Consider the following 15,976-nt stretch of genomic DNA (forward strand, 5'->3'; position numbering starts at 1 on the left):
CAGCTTGGGGAGGCCGGGCGCGACCCGTTCGCCTGCGGTGACGCGTACTGCCTATCCCTCGCTATCTCTCGTGCGCTCGCGCCTTGGCGCTGCTCGGGTGTTGGGGTGATGGGGGCTTCGCGTTCTCTGCACATCAAGGCAAGCCCCTATTGTTCTTGTAATAAAGGGGGGAGTAGATTATCTTTGATGAAGCCTCAGAAGACGCGGGACGTGCTCAGATATCTCAAGAGCATCGGTTGGGTGCGCTTGCGTGGCGGGCAGGGCAGTCACGAGATCTGGGGGCTGCCTGATGGCTCGATCAGAGCCGTGATCCCGGCCGGGCATCGCGAGATCTCGGCCGGGGTGCTGATGCAGCTCAAGCGAGCGGGCGTGGATGTGCCCACGCAGTGGCAGTGAGGAAGGAGAACGTTATGGGCGTGCGAACTTATGAGGTCGTCGTCGAGCGAGAGGGAAGGTGGTGGGTGTTCGAGATTCCCGAGCTGGGCATCGGGGGTCAGGCGCGCAGTCTCGCCGAGGTCGACGACGAGGCGCAGGGTGTGGTGGCCATGTGGCTCGACGCCGATCCCGCCACTATCGCTGTTCACGTCACCGTCAAGGCCGCCGAGCACGCCCTTGCCGAATGGCGGGCCGCCGGGCGTGATGAGGAGGAGGCCAGGAAGGCCCAGGCCGGCGCGGCGGCACGCCGTCGGGGTGTGGTGCTCGAGCTGCGCAAGCAGCGCTACAGCGCCGCCGATGTCGGGCGCGTGCTGGGCATCAGCAAGCAGCGCGTCTACCAGTTGGAGAAAGCCGACGCCTGAGTCCGGATCATCCAGGAAAGGGCAGATCGTCATGTCACCCCGCACTGCTCAACTCCCGGCAGCGGGCGAATTCCTCACTCGTGAGTTCAGCACATCGGTTGCCGCCGTCGGTGGTCCGGGCGGATCGGACCCGCTGGGCTCGCAGGTTCACTCGCTGGTCTATGTGCCCCGCGACGCCGCCGCCGGACGAGTGCGTGCGCCCCTGGTGGTGTGCTGTCACGGCTTGGGGGAGTCGGGGCTGCGGGTGGCGGGAATCGCGCAGCGGTTCGCGACGGCCGGGGCGGTTGCCGTCGTCCCCTCCTTCCGCGGGGGCGGGTCGCCCACCGCGGGGTCCATGACCGGCATGTCCGTGCTCACCGAGATGACCGACACCGCTCCCGTTCTGGCCCGCCTCGCCTTCCGGGGCACGGCGAATGCCATTGCGACAGAGCCGTAGCGATCTCCTCAAGCGCGGGTCGACCGCATGCGATAGCGATGACCAAGTCGTAGGCGTCGTCGTCGGGAGCCTCTATCCAGTGACCATTGATATCCAGGAAGACGAGTGCAGCGAGCCATCCCAAGCGCTTGTTCCCGTCCACCAGGGGGTGGTTGCGCACCACAGAGTCAAGCAGTGCAGCGGCCTTCTCATTGATCGTCGTATATGCGTCACGACCCCACAGGATGGTTGCCGGTCGGCGCACTGCCGACTCCAGTAAGCCGAGGTCGCGCACCGGCCCGACTCCGAGTTCGGCCGTAAGTGCAAGCAGGTCTTCGAGTGCGAGGTACTCGGTCATCGACCGAGGCGCTCCAGAACATCGGCGTAGCGGTCTCGAACGCGAGCCGAGGCGTCTTTCACGCGCTGTTCATGGCCGCGACGTTCGGCTGTCTCGCGGATCGCCCGAATTGTCGCCTCTTGAAGAGTGATCCCGTCCTCCTGCGCCAGGCGGGCCAGGACACGTTCGTCGTCCTCGGTCAAACGCAGAGTCATCGTCATGCGCCCATGATACCGATGCGGTATCCCCGGACTCAGCGGTGTGCGCGCTGGGCGGCCTCCCGTAGGCTGTTGTGGCCCGTCGGCAGCCTGATGCCGGCGTCATCGGGTGCAGAAAGGTTGCAGAAGGGTGTGGAAGGGAAGGGTGCGCATGTGCGCAGTCGCGCTCAGGGCGCGCGGGACGTCCAGGCCGTGCGGGATGAAGGCAACCGGGACGGGGCCGGGACGGTGAGTGCGGCGGGCGAGTTCCTCACGCGTGAGTTCAGTGCGTCGGTTGCCGACGGCAGCAGCCCGGCTGGATCGGATCTGCTGGGCTCGCAGGTTCACTCGCTGGTCTACGTGCCCCGTGACGCCGCCGCCGGACGAGTGCGTGCGCCCCTGGTGGTGTGCTGTCACGGCTTGGGGGAGTCGGGGCTGCGGGTGGCGGGAATCGCGCAGCGGTTCGCGACGGCCGGGGCGGTCGCCGTCGTCCCCTCCTTCCGCGGGGGCGGGGCACCCACCGCGGGGTCGATGACCGGCATGTCGGTGCTCACCGAGCTCGCCGACCTGGAGGCGGTGCTGGACGCTGCGGGAGCCTGGCCCTTCGTGGACGCCGGTCGGACGGCTCTGTTCGGTCGCAGCCAGGGCGGGCTCGTCGCGGTTCTGGCAGCCGCCCGCAGGCCGACCCGGATGAGCGCCCTCGTCCTGTGGTACCCGGCGCTGCGCCTGCCGCAGACGACGCGCGCCCGCTTCGGCTCGGCATCGTCCGCCTCCGCGGTGCCGCAGACCTTCACGCACCGCGTCGACGGGCGCGATGTCACCCTCGGGCGCCGCTACGCCGTTGACGCGTGGTCCCTGGACATCGATGCCGAGCTGGCACGGCTGGCACGGCTGCGTCTCCCGGTGCTGCTGGTCCACGGCGAGCAGGACGCCGATGTGCCGATCTCGGTGTCCGAGAATGCGGCGCGCCTGCTGCCGGACGCCCGCCTCGTGCGGATTCCCGGTGCCGCCCATGGATTCGGCGACGAGCGATTCGCCGACGCCGTGGCGCGCACCGAGGCCTTCCTGGCCTGGTGCGAGGTGCTGGAGGGCGCCTGATCCGGCTGCCGGACTCTCAGGAATTTCTCGGGATCGCCTGGCACTGTCGCTGCGCGTGAGCGACGACCCGATCAATCCCCTCCTGCTCCAGGCCTTCGCCTGGGATCTGCCCGCCGACTCCTCCCATTGGCGGCTCCTGGCCGACAACGCCTCCCTGCTGGCGGACTGCGGCGTCACCTCCGCGTGGCTCCCGCCCGCCTACAAGGGACGGGCCGGGGCCGAGGACGTCGGCTACGGCGTCTACGACACCTACGACCTGGGCGAATTCGACCAGAAGGGCTCCGTGGCCACCAAGTACGGCACCAAGGACGAGTACCTCGCCGCCGTCGAGGCCCTTCACGCCGCCGGAATCGCGGTCGTCGCCGATATCGTCCTCAACCATCGCATGGGGGCCGACGACACCGAGGTCGTGCGCGCCTTCCCCGTCGATCCCGAGGATCGGCGCCGCCCCATCGGGCCGGCCGAGGAGATCACGGCCTGGACCCGCTACACCTTCCCCGGGCGCGCCGGGGCCTACTCGGACTTCACCTGGGACTGGACCTGCTTCCACGGCACCGACTGGGATGAGGCGCGCCATCTGGCCGGCGTGTGGCTCTTCGAGGGCAAGCAGTGGAGCGAGCACGTCACCGACGAGCTCGGCAACTACGACTACCTCATGGGCGCCGACGTCCAGGTCACCGACCCCCGGGTCGCCGCCGAGCTCGACAGGTGGGGCCGGTGGTACGTGGAGACCACTGGCGTGGACGGGCTGCGCCTGGACGCGCTCAAGCACATGGGCGCCGACTTCTTCGCCAGGTGGTTGCCCGAGCTGCGCCGGGCCACCGGGCGCGACCTGCCCGCCGTGGGCGAGTACTGGTCCCGCGAGGTCTCCGAGCTGCAGCGCTACCTGGAGGTCGTGCCCTTCACGAGCCTGTTCGACGTTCCCCTCCACTTCCACCTCCACGCGGCCTCCGCCTCCAACGGCGACGTCGACCTGTCCCGCCTCTTCGAGGGGACCCTCGTGGGGGCCGACCCCGCCCGCGCCGTCACCTTCGTCGAGAATCACGACACCCAGCCCGGCCAGTCGCTGGCCTCCACCATCCAGTCGTGGTTCAAACCATCCGCCTACGCCCTCATCCTCCTTCGCGAGGCGGGGACCCCCTGCATCTTCTGGGGCGACCTGTTCGGCACCCCCGAGACGGGCGACCTGCCCGCCGTCACCGAGCTTCCGCTGCTGATGACCATGCGCCGCTCTCTGGCGCACGGTCGACAGCACGACGCCCTCGACGAGCCGGACATCATCGGTTTCGCGCGCGAGGGGGACGACGCCCACCCCGGTTCGGGGCTGGCGGTCGTGCTGTCCGACCGCCGGGCGGGTTCCAAGCGGATCGACGTCGGAGCCCGTCACGCGGGGGAGCGGTGGATCTGCGTGCTGGGCGGCCACGAGCCGGTCGTGATCGGCGACGACGGCGCGGTGGAGCTGCCCGTGTCCGACGGCGGCCTGAGCGCGTACGTGCCCGAGGCGGCGCAGGCGATTCTCGAGGGCGCCGAGCAGCGCCTGCTGCGGCAGCGCTGACGGGCATGTCGATCCTCTAGCATTGATGGTCAGGGGACCGTATGCGCATCCGCCGTACGCGCCCGTGCATGTCCCGTGCATGTCTTGTATGTCTGAGGAGGAATCGTGCCCGCACCGGACCAGCTCACCACTGATGACAGGGTCGCCGTGCTCGTCGCCGATGGCCTGGAGGAGGTCGAGGCCCTGGCCGTTGTCGACCTGCTCTACCGCGCCGGGATCGGAGTCGACATGCTCGCCGTGGGCGACGACCTCGAGATCACCAGCTCCCACCGTGTCACCTTCCGCTGCGATGCGCTCCTGTCCGACGTCGATTTGGCCGACTACGCCCTCGTCTTCCTGCCGGGCGGCATCCCCGGCACCCCGAACCTCAAGGGCACCCGGGCGGTGACCGATGAGGCGACCCGCCGCCTGGAGATGGACCTGCCCCTGGCGGCGATCTGCGCGGCGCCGTCGATCCTCGCCGAACTCGGGCTGCTGGACGGGCGCCGCGCCACCGCCAACCCGGGCTTCCTTCATGTTCTCCAGGAGAACGGCGCCGAGGTCAGCGAGGACAGCGTCGTGGTCGATGGCAACCTGCTGACCAGCCGCGGCATGGCCACCGCTGTCGACCTGGGGCTGGAGATCATCCGCTTCCTGCTCGACGATGCCGCTGTCGAAGCGGTCAAGAAGGGCGTCGTCCACCAGTACTGAGAGCAGTGCTGACTGCCGGCGCTGAGGCCGTTAATGACATGAGGGGCCGGATTCCGTCACGGAATCCGGCCCCTCATATCGGGCGACTCGCTGAGGCCTCAGGCCTGTGCGGAGCTCCTCGGGGATTGGGGGATCAGCGCGGCCAGCAGGATGAGCAGTCCGGTGCTCCCCAGCAGGATGATCCCCGTCGCGGCCAGATCGACGTGCAGGCCGGCTCCGAAGGCGACGACCAGCCCGCCCAGAATCGCCAGGATCATGCCCCAGGCCAGTGTGGTCCTACGGATCGGCCTGCGCTGGTGGTGAGAATCCGGCTCCCGTTCCAGGGAGCTGGACGTCCAGACCCCGTCAGGGCCGAGGTGTGCCGACGCCTTCCTGCCGGGATCGCTGGACTTCGTGCGGTCACTGGACTCAGTGGACTTATCGGGTTCGCCGGGCTCGGTGGGCGTTGTCATGTCGGTGATGGTGGCGGCCGCCTCGGCCTCCTCGGGGCTCATCGTCGCCGTGGCGTCGGCCGTCGGCAGAGGCTCGGTGTGCGTGATGCCGTCGGTTGGCAGGCTCTCTGTATTCTCTGTGTTTTTAGCGTTCTCGGCGTCGGCGGACATGCGGGTGGTGGGGGTGTTGTCTGTGCTGTCGGGGCTGTGAGTGCTGTTGGTGCTCATGATTTCGTCTCCTGGAGGATGTCGGGTCAGTTCGTCGGGGTTGGCGAGGGCGTGGCGCTGGGCGTCGTCGCGGGTGTGGACCCCGGGGTTCCCTTGCCCTGCTCCCATGCGGTGGTCAAACAGTTCTCGTATGCGGAGCGCTGCGCGCTGGACAGCTCGGACAGTTCGCGCCATGAGCTTTCGCCCGCGTCCGGGAACGAGTCGTCGTCGGCGCGGAGCTGTTCCAGGCACTGCTCTGCGTCATCCGAGCCGACAGCCGGATGAGTCATGCCCTCCACCGGAAGCTCACCGTGGTGGACGCCGTCGCTGTCGGTCCAATAGTCCACGACCCATGTGCTGGTCTGCGTCGATCCCCTCCAGCGCACCTGAGGGGAGGACTCCTCGACCTGGACCGCGCCAGTCCCGAGCTGGGCGTCGACATCGAGGGCGGTGGTCCCCTCAGTGGCGGGCGAGGTGAGCTGGGTGAAGCCGTGGGCGGGCTGCAGCAGACTGGACGAGTACGATTCGTTCCCATCCACCGTGTAGTTCCTCACGGCCTCGCCGGACCAGCCATGGTCTTGCTCGACGGTGGAGCCGCTGAGGATCCACGGCGAGCCGAGCTCGGCTTCGACCATCCCGAGTCTGGGGCGAGCGCCCACGCGCACCTTCTGCCCCTCGTTGGTCTTGATGCGGATGCGCCCGGTACCGACTGCCAGGTGCACCTGGGCGCTTTCAGAGCTGTCAGGACCGGCGGCGCGGGTGACCTGGCGCAGGTCGAGGGTGATCGAACCGGCTCCGTATGTGCCCAGATCAATGGCGCCCTCGGATGTGGTCGGGTAGGTGGTCGTGCTGGGGTCCAGGTCGGTATCGCTCAGAGTGATGGTGACCGGGTCGGTGACCGCAGGACTCTTGATGGCATCTGGGGGAAGGACCGAGCCGAAGGCGAGCAGCGGCAGGGCGACCAGGGCGGCCAGCCAGCCGAATCCGGTCATCCATCCGCCCCGCCGTCCCCGCAGCGCGGAGATCACGATGCCGCCCGCCAGCAGAAGAACCAGGCCGCCGGATGTGATGAACACCGTCTGCAGGACACTGATGGTGTGCCACGCGCGCATCATGCCCAGGACTGCCAGACCGATCAGGGCCAGCCCGATCACCAGCAGGCTCACCGTCTTGCCGGGGCCCGGGATACGGGGGCGCGGTGGCGGCACGGGTCGGGGAGCGTAAACGGATCGGGGCGGGGCGCTGGGCATTCCCTGCATCCCCTGCATCCCCGGCATTCCGGCCGTGCCCGGAGCGGGTCGTCCCGCTCCGAAGGGCGTGGTCGGGGCGCCCATGGGCGCCGCGCGTCCAGGCTGCGGGGCCATGCGGCCTCGCGGCGGCATCGGCGAGGGCCCGGGGGCCGTCCACCCGTGAGCCGGGCGGGACTCGCCGGTGCTCTCGGGGGCGAAGGCCGTCTGCGCGCCGTGCGCGTCGTTCGGGGCGCCTGTCGACGGCTTCGGTGTGTTTTCTGTATTGGCTGTACTTGCTGCTTCGGCTGCATTCGTTGCATCTGCGGCAACTGCTGCATCCGTGCCGGTCCGGGGACCGCCGGCGGTCTGCGCAGCCTGTGCCGCCGGCGCTCCCTCGGCCCGCGCAGTCTGCTGTCGGCCCGGAGCGCGTCCGCCGTTGGCGGGTCCGGTGCGAGGTGCCCATGGCTGTCCGTTCCATACGGGCCGTCCGAACTGGTCGAACTGGCCGGGGTGCGGTTGCGGACCGTGCTTCTCCCGGGAGCTCAGTGATCGGATGAGCCAGATGATCAGTGCGCTGATCAGGAAGACCCAGAACAGCACCCAGAAGAGGCCCCAGATGAACGACAGGCCGCCGGTTGCGTGATAGGTGCCCAGGAGCCATGTGGGGAACAGGCCGTCGTCCGCGGAGGCCAGGCCGGCGATGAAGAAGAGGATCGACCCGGCCAGGCCGGCGCTCACATCGCCGACCAGGGCCTGCTCGACGTGAATCCTTCCGTCGGACTCCTCCGGCAGGAACGCCCAGCCCAGGGCGTAGATAATCGCCCCCAGGCCGGTGAGGATCGACAGGACCACCCAGATGCAGCGCACGAGTGTGGCGTCCACGCCCAGGCGCTGTGCGACACCGCCGGCCACCCCGCCGACCCACCGATGTTCGGTGCGCACCAGGCCGGAGCGCCGGATCGAGTCGAAGAAGCCGGCCGTTGAACTGCGTCGCGGCGGGTAGTACCACTGGCCCTGATCGGCGCCGTTGGCAGGACCCTGGGAGAACGCCGCATCGGGGTTCGGCTCGGCTCCTCCTGGCGACGACGTCGGAAAGCCATCGGGAGACGGATTAGACGGAGCAGACGGGTCATTGTCGGGTGGGCCGGTTGGGGGCAGGTCGGAATTGCTCATGGCTCTATGGTCGTCGTCGGATGGGCGCCCCGGCGATCGGGAGAGACCCTGAGCCGTCCCCTATTTCGCTCCCCACCTGCCCTGAAACTGCCCTGAATTCTCCGCGCAGCGGGCTTCGGGCCCCGCCCGGCGTGCCACGATAGTGCCGTGACGACCGCGACGACCATGGCCCGACAACAATCATCCGGGGGGCGACCCGTGCAGGGGCGGCCCCCATCGCCGCAATGGTCGAATGAATGGCCGCATGGAGCCGGGCCCCTCCGATCCTCCGCACGGGGCAGCCGCGCCGCTGCCAGACCGCTGCCGCTGCGGCGCCCTCGTCGCCATCTGTCCCGTCTGACCTCCGCTCAGCTCGCCGCGCTTTCCGTGCACACGTCCTCGCGACGGCGGGCCCCGCGCATGGTGGCCGGTGTGTGCGCTGGCGTTGCCGCCCACCTCGGCCTGTCCGTGACCCTCGTGCGATTCTTCGCCGTTGCGGCCGCTTTATGCGGGGGCGCCGGCGTCATGCTCTACGTGCTGCTGTGGATCGCCGTCCCGGTGGGCGACCCGTGGGCCGAGGCTGCCGGGGCAGCACCCCCGAGTCGCGCCCGGCTCGCCGGCAGGCCGACCGAGCTCATCTCGGTGTCGGGGCGCCTGCGCTCCATCCTCGGCGGAGGGGCTCTCCTGCTCGCGGCCGTTCTGCTCGAACTGTGGCGGGAGGGGCTCCTGTCCTCCGTCAGCTGGGGCGGGCCGCTGATCGTCACCGGTTGCGGAACCGCGCTCGTGTGGTCCCAGGTCGATGCCGTGACCAAACCCGGACACGGCGTCGGCGCGCGTGTGCGCATGACCGGGGGCGTGGCCCTGGCGGCAGTCGGGATTCTGATGTGGATGAGCCGCGACACCGCCCCGGGCGCCCTGCTGGCGGGCTCTTTGACCAGTATTGCTCTCATCATCGGCATCGGGCTCATCCTGACTCCGCTGTGGCTGCGCACCAACCGGGCGCTGGCCGAGACCCGCGCCGCCGAAGTGCGCGAGGCCGAGCGCGCCGACATCGCCGCTCATCTTCACGACTCGGTCCTGCAGACCCTCACCCTCATTCGCAAGCGCGCTGACGAGCCCGCGACCGTTGCCCGTCTCGCCCGCTCCCAGGAGCGCGAGCTGCGGGCCTGGCTCTACACCGACCGTCCCGAGGCGGGCACGTCGGTGGCCGACGCCATGCGCGACCTCGTCGGGGAGGCCGAGGACCGCTACGGCGCGGACGTCGAGCTGGTGGTCGTGGGCGACCGCGTCCCGGACCGCGCCACCGAGGTCATCGTCGCCGCTGCGCGCGAGGCTCTGTCCAACGCCGTGCGCCACGGCGCCCCGCCGGTGTCCGTCTACGCCGAGCTCAGCGACAGGCAGATGGAGGTCTTCGTGCGCGATCGCGGCCCCGGCTTCGATCTCGATACGATCGCCTCCGACCGCCACGGCGTGCGCGAGTCCATCATCGCCCGCATGGATCGCCACGGCGGTAAGGGCGTCATTCGTCGCCTCGCCCAGGGCACCGAAGTCATCCTCTCTCTTCCCACCCCGTCCCAAGGAGCATGATGCCCGATGATGGTTGATCCCGTCGCCCCCGCCGATTCCAGCGATTCCGCCCTGCGCGTCCTGGTCGTCGACGACCACGCCCTCGTGCGCGCCGGTGTGCGCTCCGAGCTCGCCGCCCACGCCGCCGACCTCGAGGTTGTCGGGGAGGCGGACGACGTCGAGGGCGCCGTCGCCGCCGTGCACGCGCTGACGCCCGACGTCGTCCTGCTCGACGTGCACCTGCCGGGCGGCAACGGCGGGGGAGGGGCCGAGGTAGTGGTCGCCTGCCAGGACGCGCCGGCCACGCGCTTCCTCGCCCTGAGCGTGTCCGACGCCAGCGATGACGTCGTCGGCGTCATCCGCGCCGGCGCTCGCGGCTACGTCACCAAGGCGATCTCGACGGCCGATCTGGCCCAGGCGGTGCGGCGCGTGGCAGCCGGGGACGCCGCCTTCTCCCCGCGCCTGGCCGGCTTCGTGCTGGACGCTTTCGGAGCAGGTGCGGGGGAGGTGGCCGTGGCGGATTCCGAGCTCGACCGCCTGTCGTCCCGGGAGCGCGAGGTCATGCGGCTCATCGCCCGCGGCTACACCTACAGGGAATGCGCCGGCGAACTGTTCATCAGCATCAAGACCGTGGAGACGCACGTCTCGGCGGTGCTGCGCAAACTGCAGCTGTCCAACCGCAACGAGCTCACCCGCTGGGCCGCCGCCCGCCACCTCCTGTGACCCGCCCGCCCGGCGCCCAGTCGGCTCATCGGTCGCTGAACGGTATGGCAAGCTGTGCCTGTGGGAACTGTCGGGAACGTGATTGTCGGTCTGGTCATCGTCATTGGACTGGGCGGTGCCCTGACGCAGATCTATCCCGGTCCGGCTCTCGTGCTGGCGGCCGTCGCCGTGTGGGCGGTCGTCACGGGCGGGGCCGCCGCCTGGATCGCGCTGGCGGTGTCCGCCCTCGCCGTGGCGATCACGAGCGTGGGCAAGTACGTCCTGGTGGGGCGGCGGCTGCGCCGTGCAGGAGTGCCCGGCCGCTCCCTGCTCGTGGGAGGCCTGGTCGGGGTGATCGGCTTCTTCCTGGTGCCGGTGGTGGGATTGCCGCTCGGCTTCTGCCTGGGCGTGTACCTGTGGGAACTGGTCCGTGGCGCCGACCAGGCCACTGCCCGGGCCGCCGTCTGGGAGGCAGTCAAGGCGCAGGGCCTGGCGATCCTCTTCGAGCTGAGCGGCTGCCTGGTCGCCGCGGTCGCGTGGGCCGTGGCCCTTGCGGCTGGCTGACGTCCGGTCCCGCGGATCCGTGGGAGGATGTCCGCTGTGACTGATGCGATAGACCAGCCGGATGTGACGATGACCGGGCGCCTGAGCACCCGCGATCTGCCTGGCGGCTCATCCGGGTCGCTGCGCGTGCCCGCCCTGGTCGCCCTGCCGGACGGTCCGCTCCTGCTGGTCCATGATCACCGCCCCCGCCCCGGCGCCGGCGCCTGGCGCGAGCACGGCGGCGCCCTGCCCGACGACCTGCCCAACCCCAACAGCCTGTGGCTGCGCCGCTCCGATGACGCCGGGGTCACCTGGTCCGCGCCCCAGCGGCTCATGCCCACCGACGTCGGGTTGGGCGGCGTCTCGGACCCCTCCGTCCTGTACGACCCGCAGACCGGGCGCCTGCACCTGTTCGCCGCCGCGGCCACCGACGTCGGCCTGTTCGGGGCCCACCCGCCCTCGCCCTCCGCTCGGGAGGGCCTGGCGCCCGAGCCGGGCACTCTGCGCCTGCTGCACGCTGTGAGCGCTGATGCGGGCATCACCTGGGACTGGGAGGACCTGACCGCCCTGCTCGCTCCCACGGTCGAGCGGCCCGACGGCGTCGTCGGCTTCCCCGTGTCCGGTCACGGCCTGACGCTGGCCCACGGCGCCCACGCCGGTCGGCTCGTCCAGCCCCTGGTCACCGCCCTGGCGCCGCGCCCCGACGGCACCCGGCCCGTGCGCGCCACCGCATTGCTGTCCGACGACGCCGGTGCCACCTGGTTCTTGGGGCGCGATGTGCCCGCGCCCGAGGGGACCGGGGCGGCGAGCCTGGCCGGCGGGGCCGCCACCACCGGCGTCGATGAATGGGCTCTCGCCGAGCTCCCGGCAGGATCCGGCGCGCAGGGCGGCCTTCTGCTCAGCGCCCGCGACGGCGGCTACGGCGGCAGACGCCTGACGGCGCAGTCCCACGACGGCGCCATGACGTGGACGACTCCGCATTCCGAGGAGACGCTGCCCGACCCCGGTTGCAACGGCTCTCTCGTGGTGCTGCCCGGCGGTGCCGTGGTCTGCTCCCACGCCGGCGACCACCGCAGCCGGTGCGCGGGCAGGCTCTCGGTGCTCCCCGCCGGAGCATCCGAATGGCGGGACCTGGCCGTTCTGACGGGTGCTGACGAGCCTTTCGGCTACTCGGACGCAGCCGTGATCCCCCGGTCCCAGGGGACCGGCGCGCGCGTCGTGGTGGTGGCCGAGCAGCCGCAGGAGCCCGATACGACGCTGGCGTGCTTCGTCGTCGAGACCTGAGTGCGATGCCGCCCGAGCGGCACCCGAGTCCTGTCCATCAGATCCGTGGGAGGATGTCCGCCGTGATGGACCAGTCAGATCACGACACCTGGGTGATGCGGGCGCAGCGGCGCCCGGTAACGTCTGAGGCCTTTGAGGCGCTGGAGCGCGCTGCGGCGCACGTGCAGGGCGGTGGCCTGCTGGTCGTGCCCACGGACACCGTGTACGGCATCGGCGCCCTGGCCTCGGATCCCGCTGCCGTCGCCCGGCTCCTGGCCGCCAAGGGACGCGGCCGCCAGATGCCCCCGCCGGTGCTGGTCGCCGGCCCCGACCAGCTCGCCGGCGTCGTGGCCGACATCCCGTCCGCCGCCCGCGCCCTGATCGAGACTTTCTGGCCCGGCGCGCTGACCCTGGTCCTCACCGCCGCCCCCGACCTGGGCTGGGACCTCGGCGAGACTGGCGGCACCATCGCGGTGCGCATGCCCGATCACCCGCTGGCCCTGTCCCTGCTGCGGGTCACCGGCCCCATGGCGGTCACCAGCGCCAACCGCACCGGTGAGCCCCCGGCCACCGACGCCGCCGCTGCGCGGGCCGCCTTCCCCTCCGGCGCCCCCCTCGGCGGCCATGACGACGGTTCCGGGGGCGTCATCGTGCTCGACGGCGGGCCGACGCCCGGCCCGGTGCCCTCCACGATCGTGTCCCTGGCGGCCGACCGCGCCCTGACGCCGGTGGTGCTCCGCGACGGGGTCCTGGCCCGCGCGGCCCTCGCCGCCGTCGTCGACCCCGTGCTGCGGGCGGCCGGAGCCGCGCCGCTCGCCGATGCGACGGACGGGCAGCCCAGGGAGGTCGGAGCATGAGGGTCTACCTGCTGGTTCTTCTGGTGGCGGCGGCCGTCACCTATGTGTCCGTTCCGATCGTGCGGCACGTCGCGCTGGTATCCAATGCCCTGACCCCGGTGCGCGCCCGCGATGTCCACTCCACCCCGATCCCGCGGCTCGGGGGCGTGGCCATGTTCGTGGGATTCGCCTCCGCCGTGACCGTGGCCTCCCAGATCCCCTACCTGGCCGCCGTCATCGACTCCTCCGCCTGGGCGGTCGTGCTGGGGGCGGGAATGGTGTGCTTCCTGGGGGTCGTCGATGACCTGTGGGAGCTGGACTGGTGGGCCAAGCTCTCCGGGCAGATCCTGGCCGCCGGGGTCATGGCCTGGCGGGGGGTTCAGCTCATCACCTTCCCCGTTGGCGGGGTCACCCTGGGATCCTCGCGGCTCAGCCTGTTCTCCACCGTTCTGGTGGTGCTGGCCGTCATCAACGCGGTCAACTTCGTCGATGGGCTCGACGGCCTGGCCGCCGGCATCATCGGCATCGGCGCGAGCGCCTTCTTCCTCTACGTCTACGTGCTGACCCGCACCACGCAGCCCGCCTCCTACACGTCCCTGGCGGCCACCGTGATCGCCGCCCTGATCGGGATCTGCGTGGGCTTCCTGCCCCACAACTTCCATCCGTCCACGATCTTCATGGGCGACTCCGGCTCCATGCAGCTCGGGCTCATCTCGGCGGCCGGAACCATCATCGTCACCGGCCAGATCGATCCGCTGTCCATCGAGGGCACCACCGCGGTGCCCGTGTTCCTGCCGGTGCTCATCCCACTGGCGGTGCTGCTGCTGCCCCTGACCGACATGATGATGGCGATCACGCGGCGCACCTGGGCCGGTCACAGCCCCTTCCACCCCGACCGCATGCACATGCACCACCGTCTGCTGGCCGCCGGCCACTCCCACCGCCGGGCCGTGCTGGTGATGTACGTGTGGGCGGCCCTGATCTCCTTCTCCTGCGCCGCCATGGCCTTCTTCCCACTGCGCAACGTGCTCGTGGGCGCCGGCGTCGGCGCGATCGCGGTGCTGGTCGTCACTGCCGACATGATGCCGGGATTGCGGCAGTCCTGGGCCCGCCGCCTCGGCGCCCGGCGCACCGGGAGGCGTAACCGATGAGCGCCGGTGGCAGCCGCGCAACGGACCCCCGAGCGGCCGGGTCGAAGAGGCGATCGGCATCGGGCTCAGCCGTCCGCACGCATCAGGAGGTCTTCCGGCTCGCCGCCGTGCGGGTGGGCCTGGTCGGAGGCGCGCTCGCGGCCCTCGGGCTCGCGGCGGGTCATCTGGCGGGAGGCCGGGCATGGGTCGGCGCCGCCTGGGGTGCGGGTGCGGGCGCGCTCCTGACGGCGATCACGGCGGCGGTTCTGGCCGCGCCCTGGGACCGCGTCCCGCGACTCGGCTCCAGCGGCGCCATGCTGTCCTTCATCGGCAAGATCATCGTCATGATCGGCGTGGTGGTGCTGGCGAGACCGTACAAGTCCGCCATGTCTCCGGTGTGGTTCCTGGGGACGCTGGCCGCGGTGCTGCTGGGCGTGGCCGCCATTGAGATCGTTTCACTGGCCAATAGGCGCTCTTTAACGGTCGATTCCAGGAGCGATGACGGGTAAGGTGTCACCCGGCGCCCCGCGATTCGGTGCCTGCTCAGAGCACCTGCTCAGAGCAGTTGAGGGCACTGCAGCTTGTGACGCCACGATTCGTTCGAAGGAGACCTGGTGATGACGAGCGCGACTCTCGCTGCCGGACTAGCAGCGGTCGCTCCAGCCGCCGGGGGCGGTGAGGGTTTCGAGCCTCCCACCCTGGCCGATTTCTTCCCCGAGGCCTTCCTGCTCGTGGGGACCCCGTTCGAGATCAATCGCATCATGATGGTGCGTCTGATCATGACTGCCGCTCTCGTGCTCTTCTTCGGTATTGGCGCTGCGCGCGCCAAGGTGGTCCCCGGGCGCTTCCAGAACGTGTGCGAGATGCTTCTCGGCTTCGCCCGGGTCAATATCGCCGAGGAGATCATCGGCGAGCGGCGCGCCAAGCCTTACGTGCCCATCATCACCACGATCTTCCTGGGCGTGCTCTTCCTCAATATCTCCGGCGTCATTCCCGGCCTCAATATCGCCGCCACCAGCGTCATCGGCATGCCGATCGTCTTCGCCGTGGTGGCCTACGTCGTCTTCTTCTACGCCGGCATCAAGAGTCACGGCCTGGGCGGCTTCCTGCGCAGCTCCGTGCTGCCCGCGGGGGTGCCGAAGGCCCTGTGGATCCTCATCATCCCCATCGAGTTCCTCTCCAACCTCATCATGCGGCCGGTGACTTTGACCATCCGTCTTCTGGCCAACATGGTCTCGGGGCACTTCCTGCTCGCCCTGTGCTACGCCGCCACGAGCGCCCTGTTCTTCCATGCGGCCTCCGCCCTCAAGGGGCTGGGAGTGGTCACCTTCGGCGTGGCGCTGGCCTTCGTCCTGTTCGAGGTTTTCGTCGCCACTCTGCAGGCCTATATTTTCGCTCTACTCACCGCCGTCTACATCGGATCCTCTCTGGACTCGCATTAGTACTTTCATTAGTCCCAATTTGTCCCAATTAGTCGCAACGGATTTCACGCCTTCTACGATCGCCGATATTTTGATATTCCAATATTCCAGCATTCCGATCCTCTAATATCCCATCTGAACACCCGCCCACAAGCCTCCGGGCTCGCCCCGGACGTCCGATCTCCAAGGAGAACCAACTATGACCGGCAGCATTGCGACCATCGGTTACGGCCTCGCCACCATCGGCCCCGGCATCGGCATCGGCCTCGTCGTGGCCAAGACCCAGGAGGGCACCGCCCGCCAGCCGGAGCTCGCCGGCGCGCTGCGCGCCAACATGTTCATCGGCGCCGCTCTCATCGAGGCCCTCGGTCTGCTCGGCTTCGCCGCGGGCTTCGCCTTCTGAGTCC

The 15,976-nt window shown here is 70.0% G+C and carries 19 protein-coding genes; 15 read left to right on the forward strand and 4 right to left on the reverse strand.

What is annotated here, in order from left to right:
* Positions 1-186: 186 nt before the first annotated feature.
* The 3 genes from W5W_RS0106490 to W5W_RS14750 are packed head-to-tail and all read left to right on the forward strand — an operon-like array spanning position 187 to position 1,233.
* On the forward strand, positions 187-396 hold the full coding sequence (locus W5W_RS0106490) for a type II toxin-antitoxin system HicA family toxin (RefSeq protein WP_008729968.1): 210 nt from the start codon (positions 187-189) through the stop codon (positions 394-396).
* Positions 397-410: 14 nt separating this feature from the next.
* Positions 411-797 carry a hypothetical protein gene (locus W5W_RS0106495; RefSeq protein ID WP_008729973.1) on the forward strand — a complete coding sequence of 129 codons (387 nt, stop codon included), beginning with the start codon at positions 411-413 and terminating at the stop codon, positions 795-797.
* A 31-nt stretch (positions 798-828) separates the two neighbouring features.
* Positions 829-1,233 carry an alpha/beta hydrolase family protein gene (locus W5W_RS14750; protein ID WP_017194803.1) on the forward strand — a complete coding sequence of 135 codons (405 nt, stop codon included), beginning with the start codon at positions 829-831 and terminating at the stop codon, positions 1,231-1,233.
* Here W5W_RS14750 and W5W_RS15655 read toward each other — a convergent pair.
* Both W5W_RS15655 and W5W_RS0106505 read right to left on the reverse strand, forming a co-directional pair.
* Entirely contained in the window at positions 1,151-1,570 is a 420-nt protein-coding gene (locus tag W5W_RS15655; RefSeq protein WP_008734219.1) for a type II toxin-antitoxin system death-on-curing family toxin, read from the reverse strand. The genes W5W_RS14750 and W5W_RS15655 overlap by 83 nt on opposite strands.
* Positions 1,567-1,770: a hypothetical protein gene (locus tag W5W_RS0106505; protein ID WP_008734221.1), complete on the reverse strand. Its 204-nt coding sequence runs from the start codon at positions 1,768-1,770 to the stop codon at positions 1,567-1,569. The genes W5W_RS15655 and W5W_RS0106505 overlap by 4 nt, the downstream gene beginning before the upstream one ends.
* A gap of 150 nt (positions 1,771-1,920) precedes the next feature.
* On the opposite strand from W5W_RS0106505, the gene W5W_RS0106510 reads away from it, so the two are divergent.
* The 3 genes from W5W_RS0106510 (at position 1,921) to W5W_RS0106520 (ending at position 5,089) form a co-directional block, all read left to right on the forward strand.
* Positions 1,921-2,844, forward strand: a complete 924-nt coding sequence (locus W5W_RS0106510; RefSeq protein WP_017194804.1) for an alpha/beta hydrolase family protein — start codon at positions 1,921-1,923, stop codon at positions 2,842-2,844.
* Positions 2,845-2,899: 55 nt separating this feature from the next.
* On the forward strand, positions 2,900-4,399 hold the full coding sequence (locus W5W_RS0106515) for an alpha-amylase (RefSeq protein ID WP_017194805.1): 1,500 nt from the start codon (positions 2,900-2,902) through the stop codon (positions 4,397-4,399).
* Positions 4,400-4,504: 105 nt separating this feature from the next.
* Positions 4,505-5,089 carry a DJ-1 family glyoxalase III gene (locus W5W_RS0106520; RefSeq protein WP_008731637.1) on the forward strand — a complete coding sequence of 195 codons (585 nt, stop codon included), beginning with the start codon at positions 4,505-4,507 and terminating at the stop codon, positions 5,087-5,089.
* A gap of 98 nt (positions 5,090-5,187) precedes the next feature.
* Here W5W_RS0106520 and W5W_RS0106525 read toward each other — a convergent pair whose 3' ends face one another.
* Together W5W_RS0106525 and W5W_RS0106530 are read right to left on the reverse strand one after the other, a co-directional pair.
* Positions 5,188-5,748: a hypothetical protein gene (locus W5W_RS0106525; protein WP_017194806.1), complete on the reverse strand. Its 561-nt coding sequence runs from the start codon at positions 5,746-5,748 to the stop codon at positions 5,188-5,190.
* Positions 5,749-5,774: 26 nt separating this feature from the next.
* The gene (locus W5W_RS0106530; protein WP_017194807.1) at positions 5,775-8,129 is read right to left on the reverse strand and encodes a PspC domain-containing protein; all 2,355 of its coding nucleotides are present in this window, start codon (positions 8,127-8,129) and stop codon (positions 5,775-5,777) included.
* 399 nt (positions 8,130-8,528) lie between these two features.
* Between W5W_RS0106530 and W5W_RS0106535 the strand changes: the two genes are divergently transcribed.
* The 9 genes from W5W_RS0106535 to atpE all read left to right on the forward strand — a co-directional run bounded on the left by W5W_RS0106535 (position 8,529) and on the right by atpE (position 15,972).
* On the forward strand, positions 8,529-9,695 hold the full coding sequence (locus W5W_RS0106535) for an ATP-binding protein (RefSeq protein ID WP_017194808.1): 1,167 nt from the start codon (positions 8,529-8,531) through the stop codon (positions 9,693-9,695).
* A gap of 6 nt (positions 9,696-9,701) precedes the next feature.
* Positions 9,702-10,397, forward strand: coding sequence for a response regulator (locus tag W5W_RS0106540; RefSeq protein ID WP_008731644.1), 696 nt, complete (start codon positions 9,702-9,704; stop codon positions 10,395-10,397).
* 60 nt (positions 10,398-10,457) lie between these two features.
* Positions 10,458-10,940 (forward strand): DUF456 domain-containing protein, encoded by a 483-nt coding sequence (locus W5W_RS0106545; protein WP_008731641.1) that lies wholly within the window; start codon positions 10,458-10,460, stop codon positions 10,938-10,940.
* 27 nt (positions 10,941-10,967) lie between these two features.
* On the forward strand, positions 10,968-12,203 hold the full coding sequence (locus tag W5W_RS0106550; protein ID WP_238533272.1) for an exo-alpha-sialidase: 1,236 nt from the start codon (positions 10,968-10,970) through the stop codon (positions 12,201-12,203).
* Between the two features lie 65 nt (positions 12,204-12,268).
* A complete protein-coding gene (locus W5W_RS0106555) occupies positions 12,269-13,039 on the forward strand; it encodes an L-threonylcarbamoyladenylate synthase (RefSeq protein ID WP_017194810.1) in 771 nt (256 codons plus the stop codon).
* Complete coding sequence (locus tag W5W_RS0106560; protein ID WP_017194811.1) at positions 13,036-14,169, forward strand: MraY family glycosyltransferase; 1,134 nt, start codon at positions 13,036-13,038, stop codon at positions 14,167-14,169. The genes W5W_RS0106555 and W5W_RS0106560 overlap by 4 nt, the downstream gene beginning before the upstream one ends.
* The gene (locus W5W_RS14755; protein WP_029574127.1) at positions 14,166-14,657 is read left to right on the forward strand and encodes a hypothetical protein; all 492 of its coding nucleotides are present in this window, start codon (positions 14,166-14,168) and stop codon (positions 14,655-14,657) included. Before W5W_RS0106560 ends, W5W_RS14755 begins: the two co-directional genes overlap by 4 nt.
* Positions 14,658-14,765: 108 nt before the next feature.
* Entirely contained in the window at positions 14,766-15,590 is an 825-nt protein-coding gene (atpB, locus tag W5W_RS0106570) for a F0F1 ATP synthase subunit A (protein ID WP_017194813.1), read from the forward strand.
* 178 nt (positions 15,591-15,768) lie between these two features.
* Positions 15,769-15,972, forward strand: coding sequence for an ATP synthase F0 subunit C (gene atpE / locus W5W_RS0106575; RefSeq protein ID WP_008732544.1), 204 nt, complete (start codon positions 15,769-15,771; stop codon positions 15,970-15,972).
* Positions 15,973-15,976 lie beyond the last annotated feature (4 nt).

Source organism: Actinomyces massiliensis 4401292, from assembly GCF_000269805.1.
GTDB classification, from domain to species: Bacteria; Actinomycetota; Actinomycetes; order Actinomycetales; family Actinomycetaceae; genus Actinomyces; species Actinomyces massiliensis.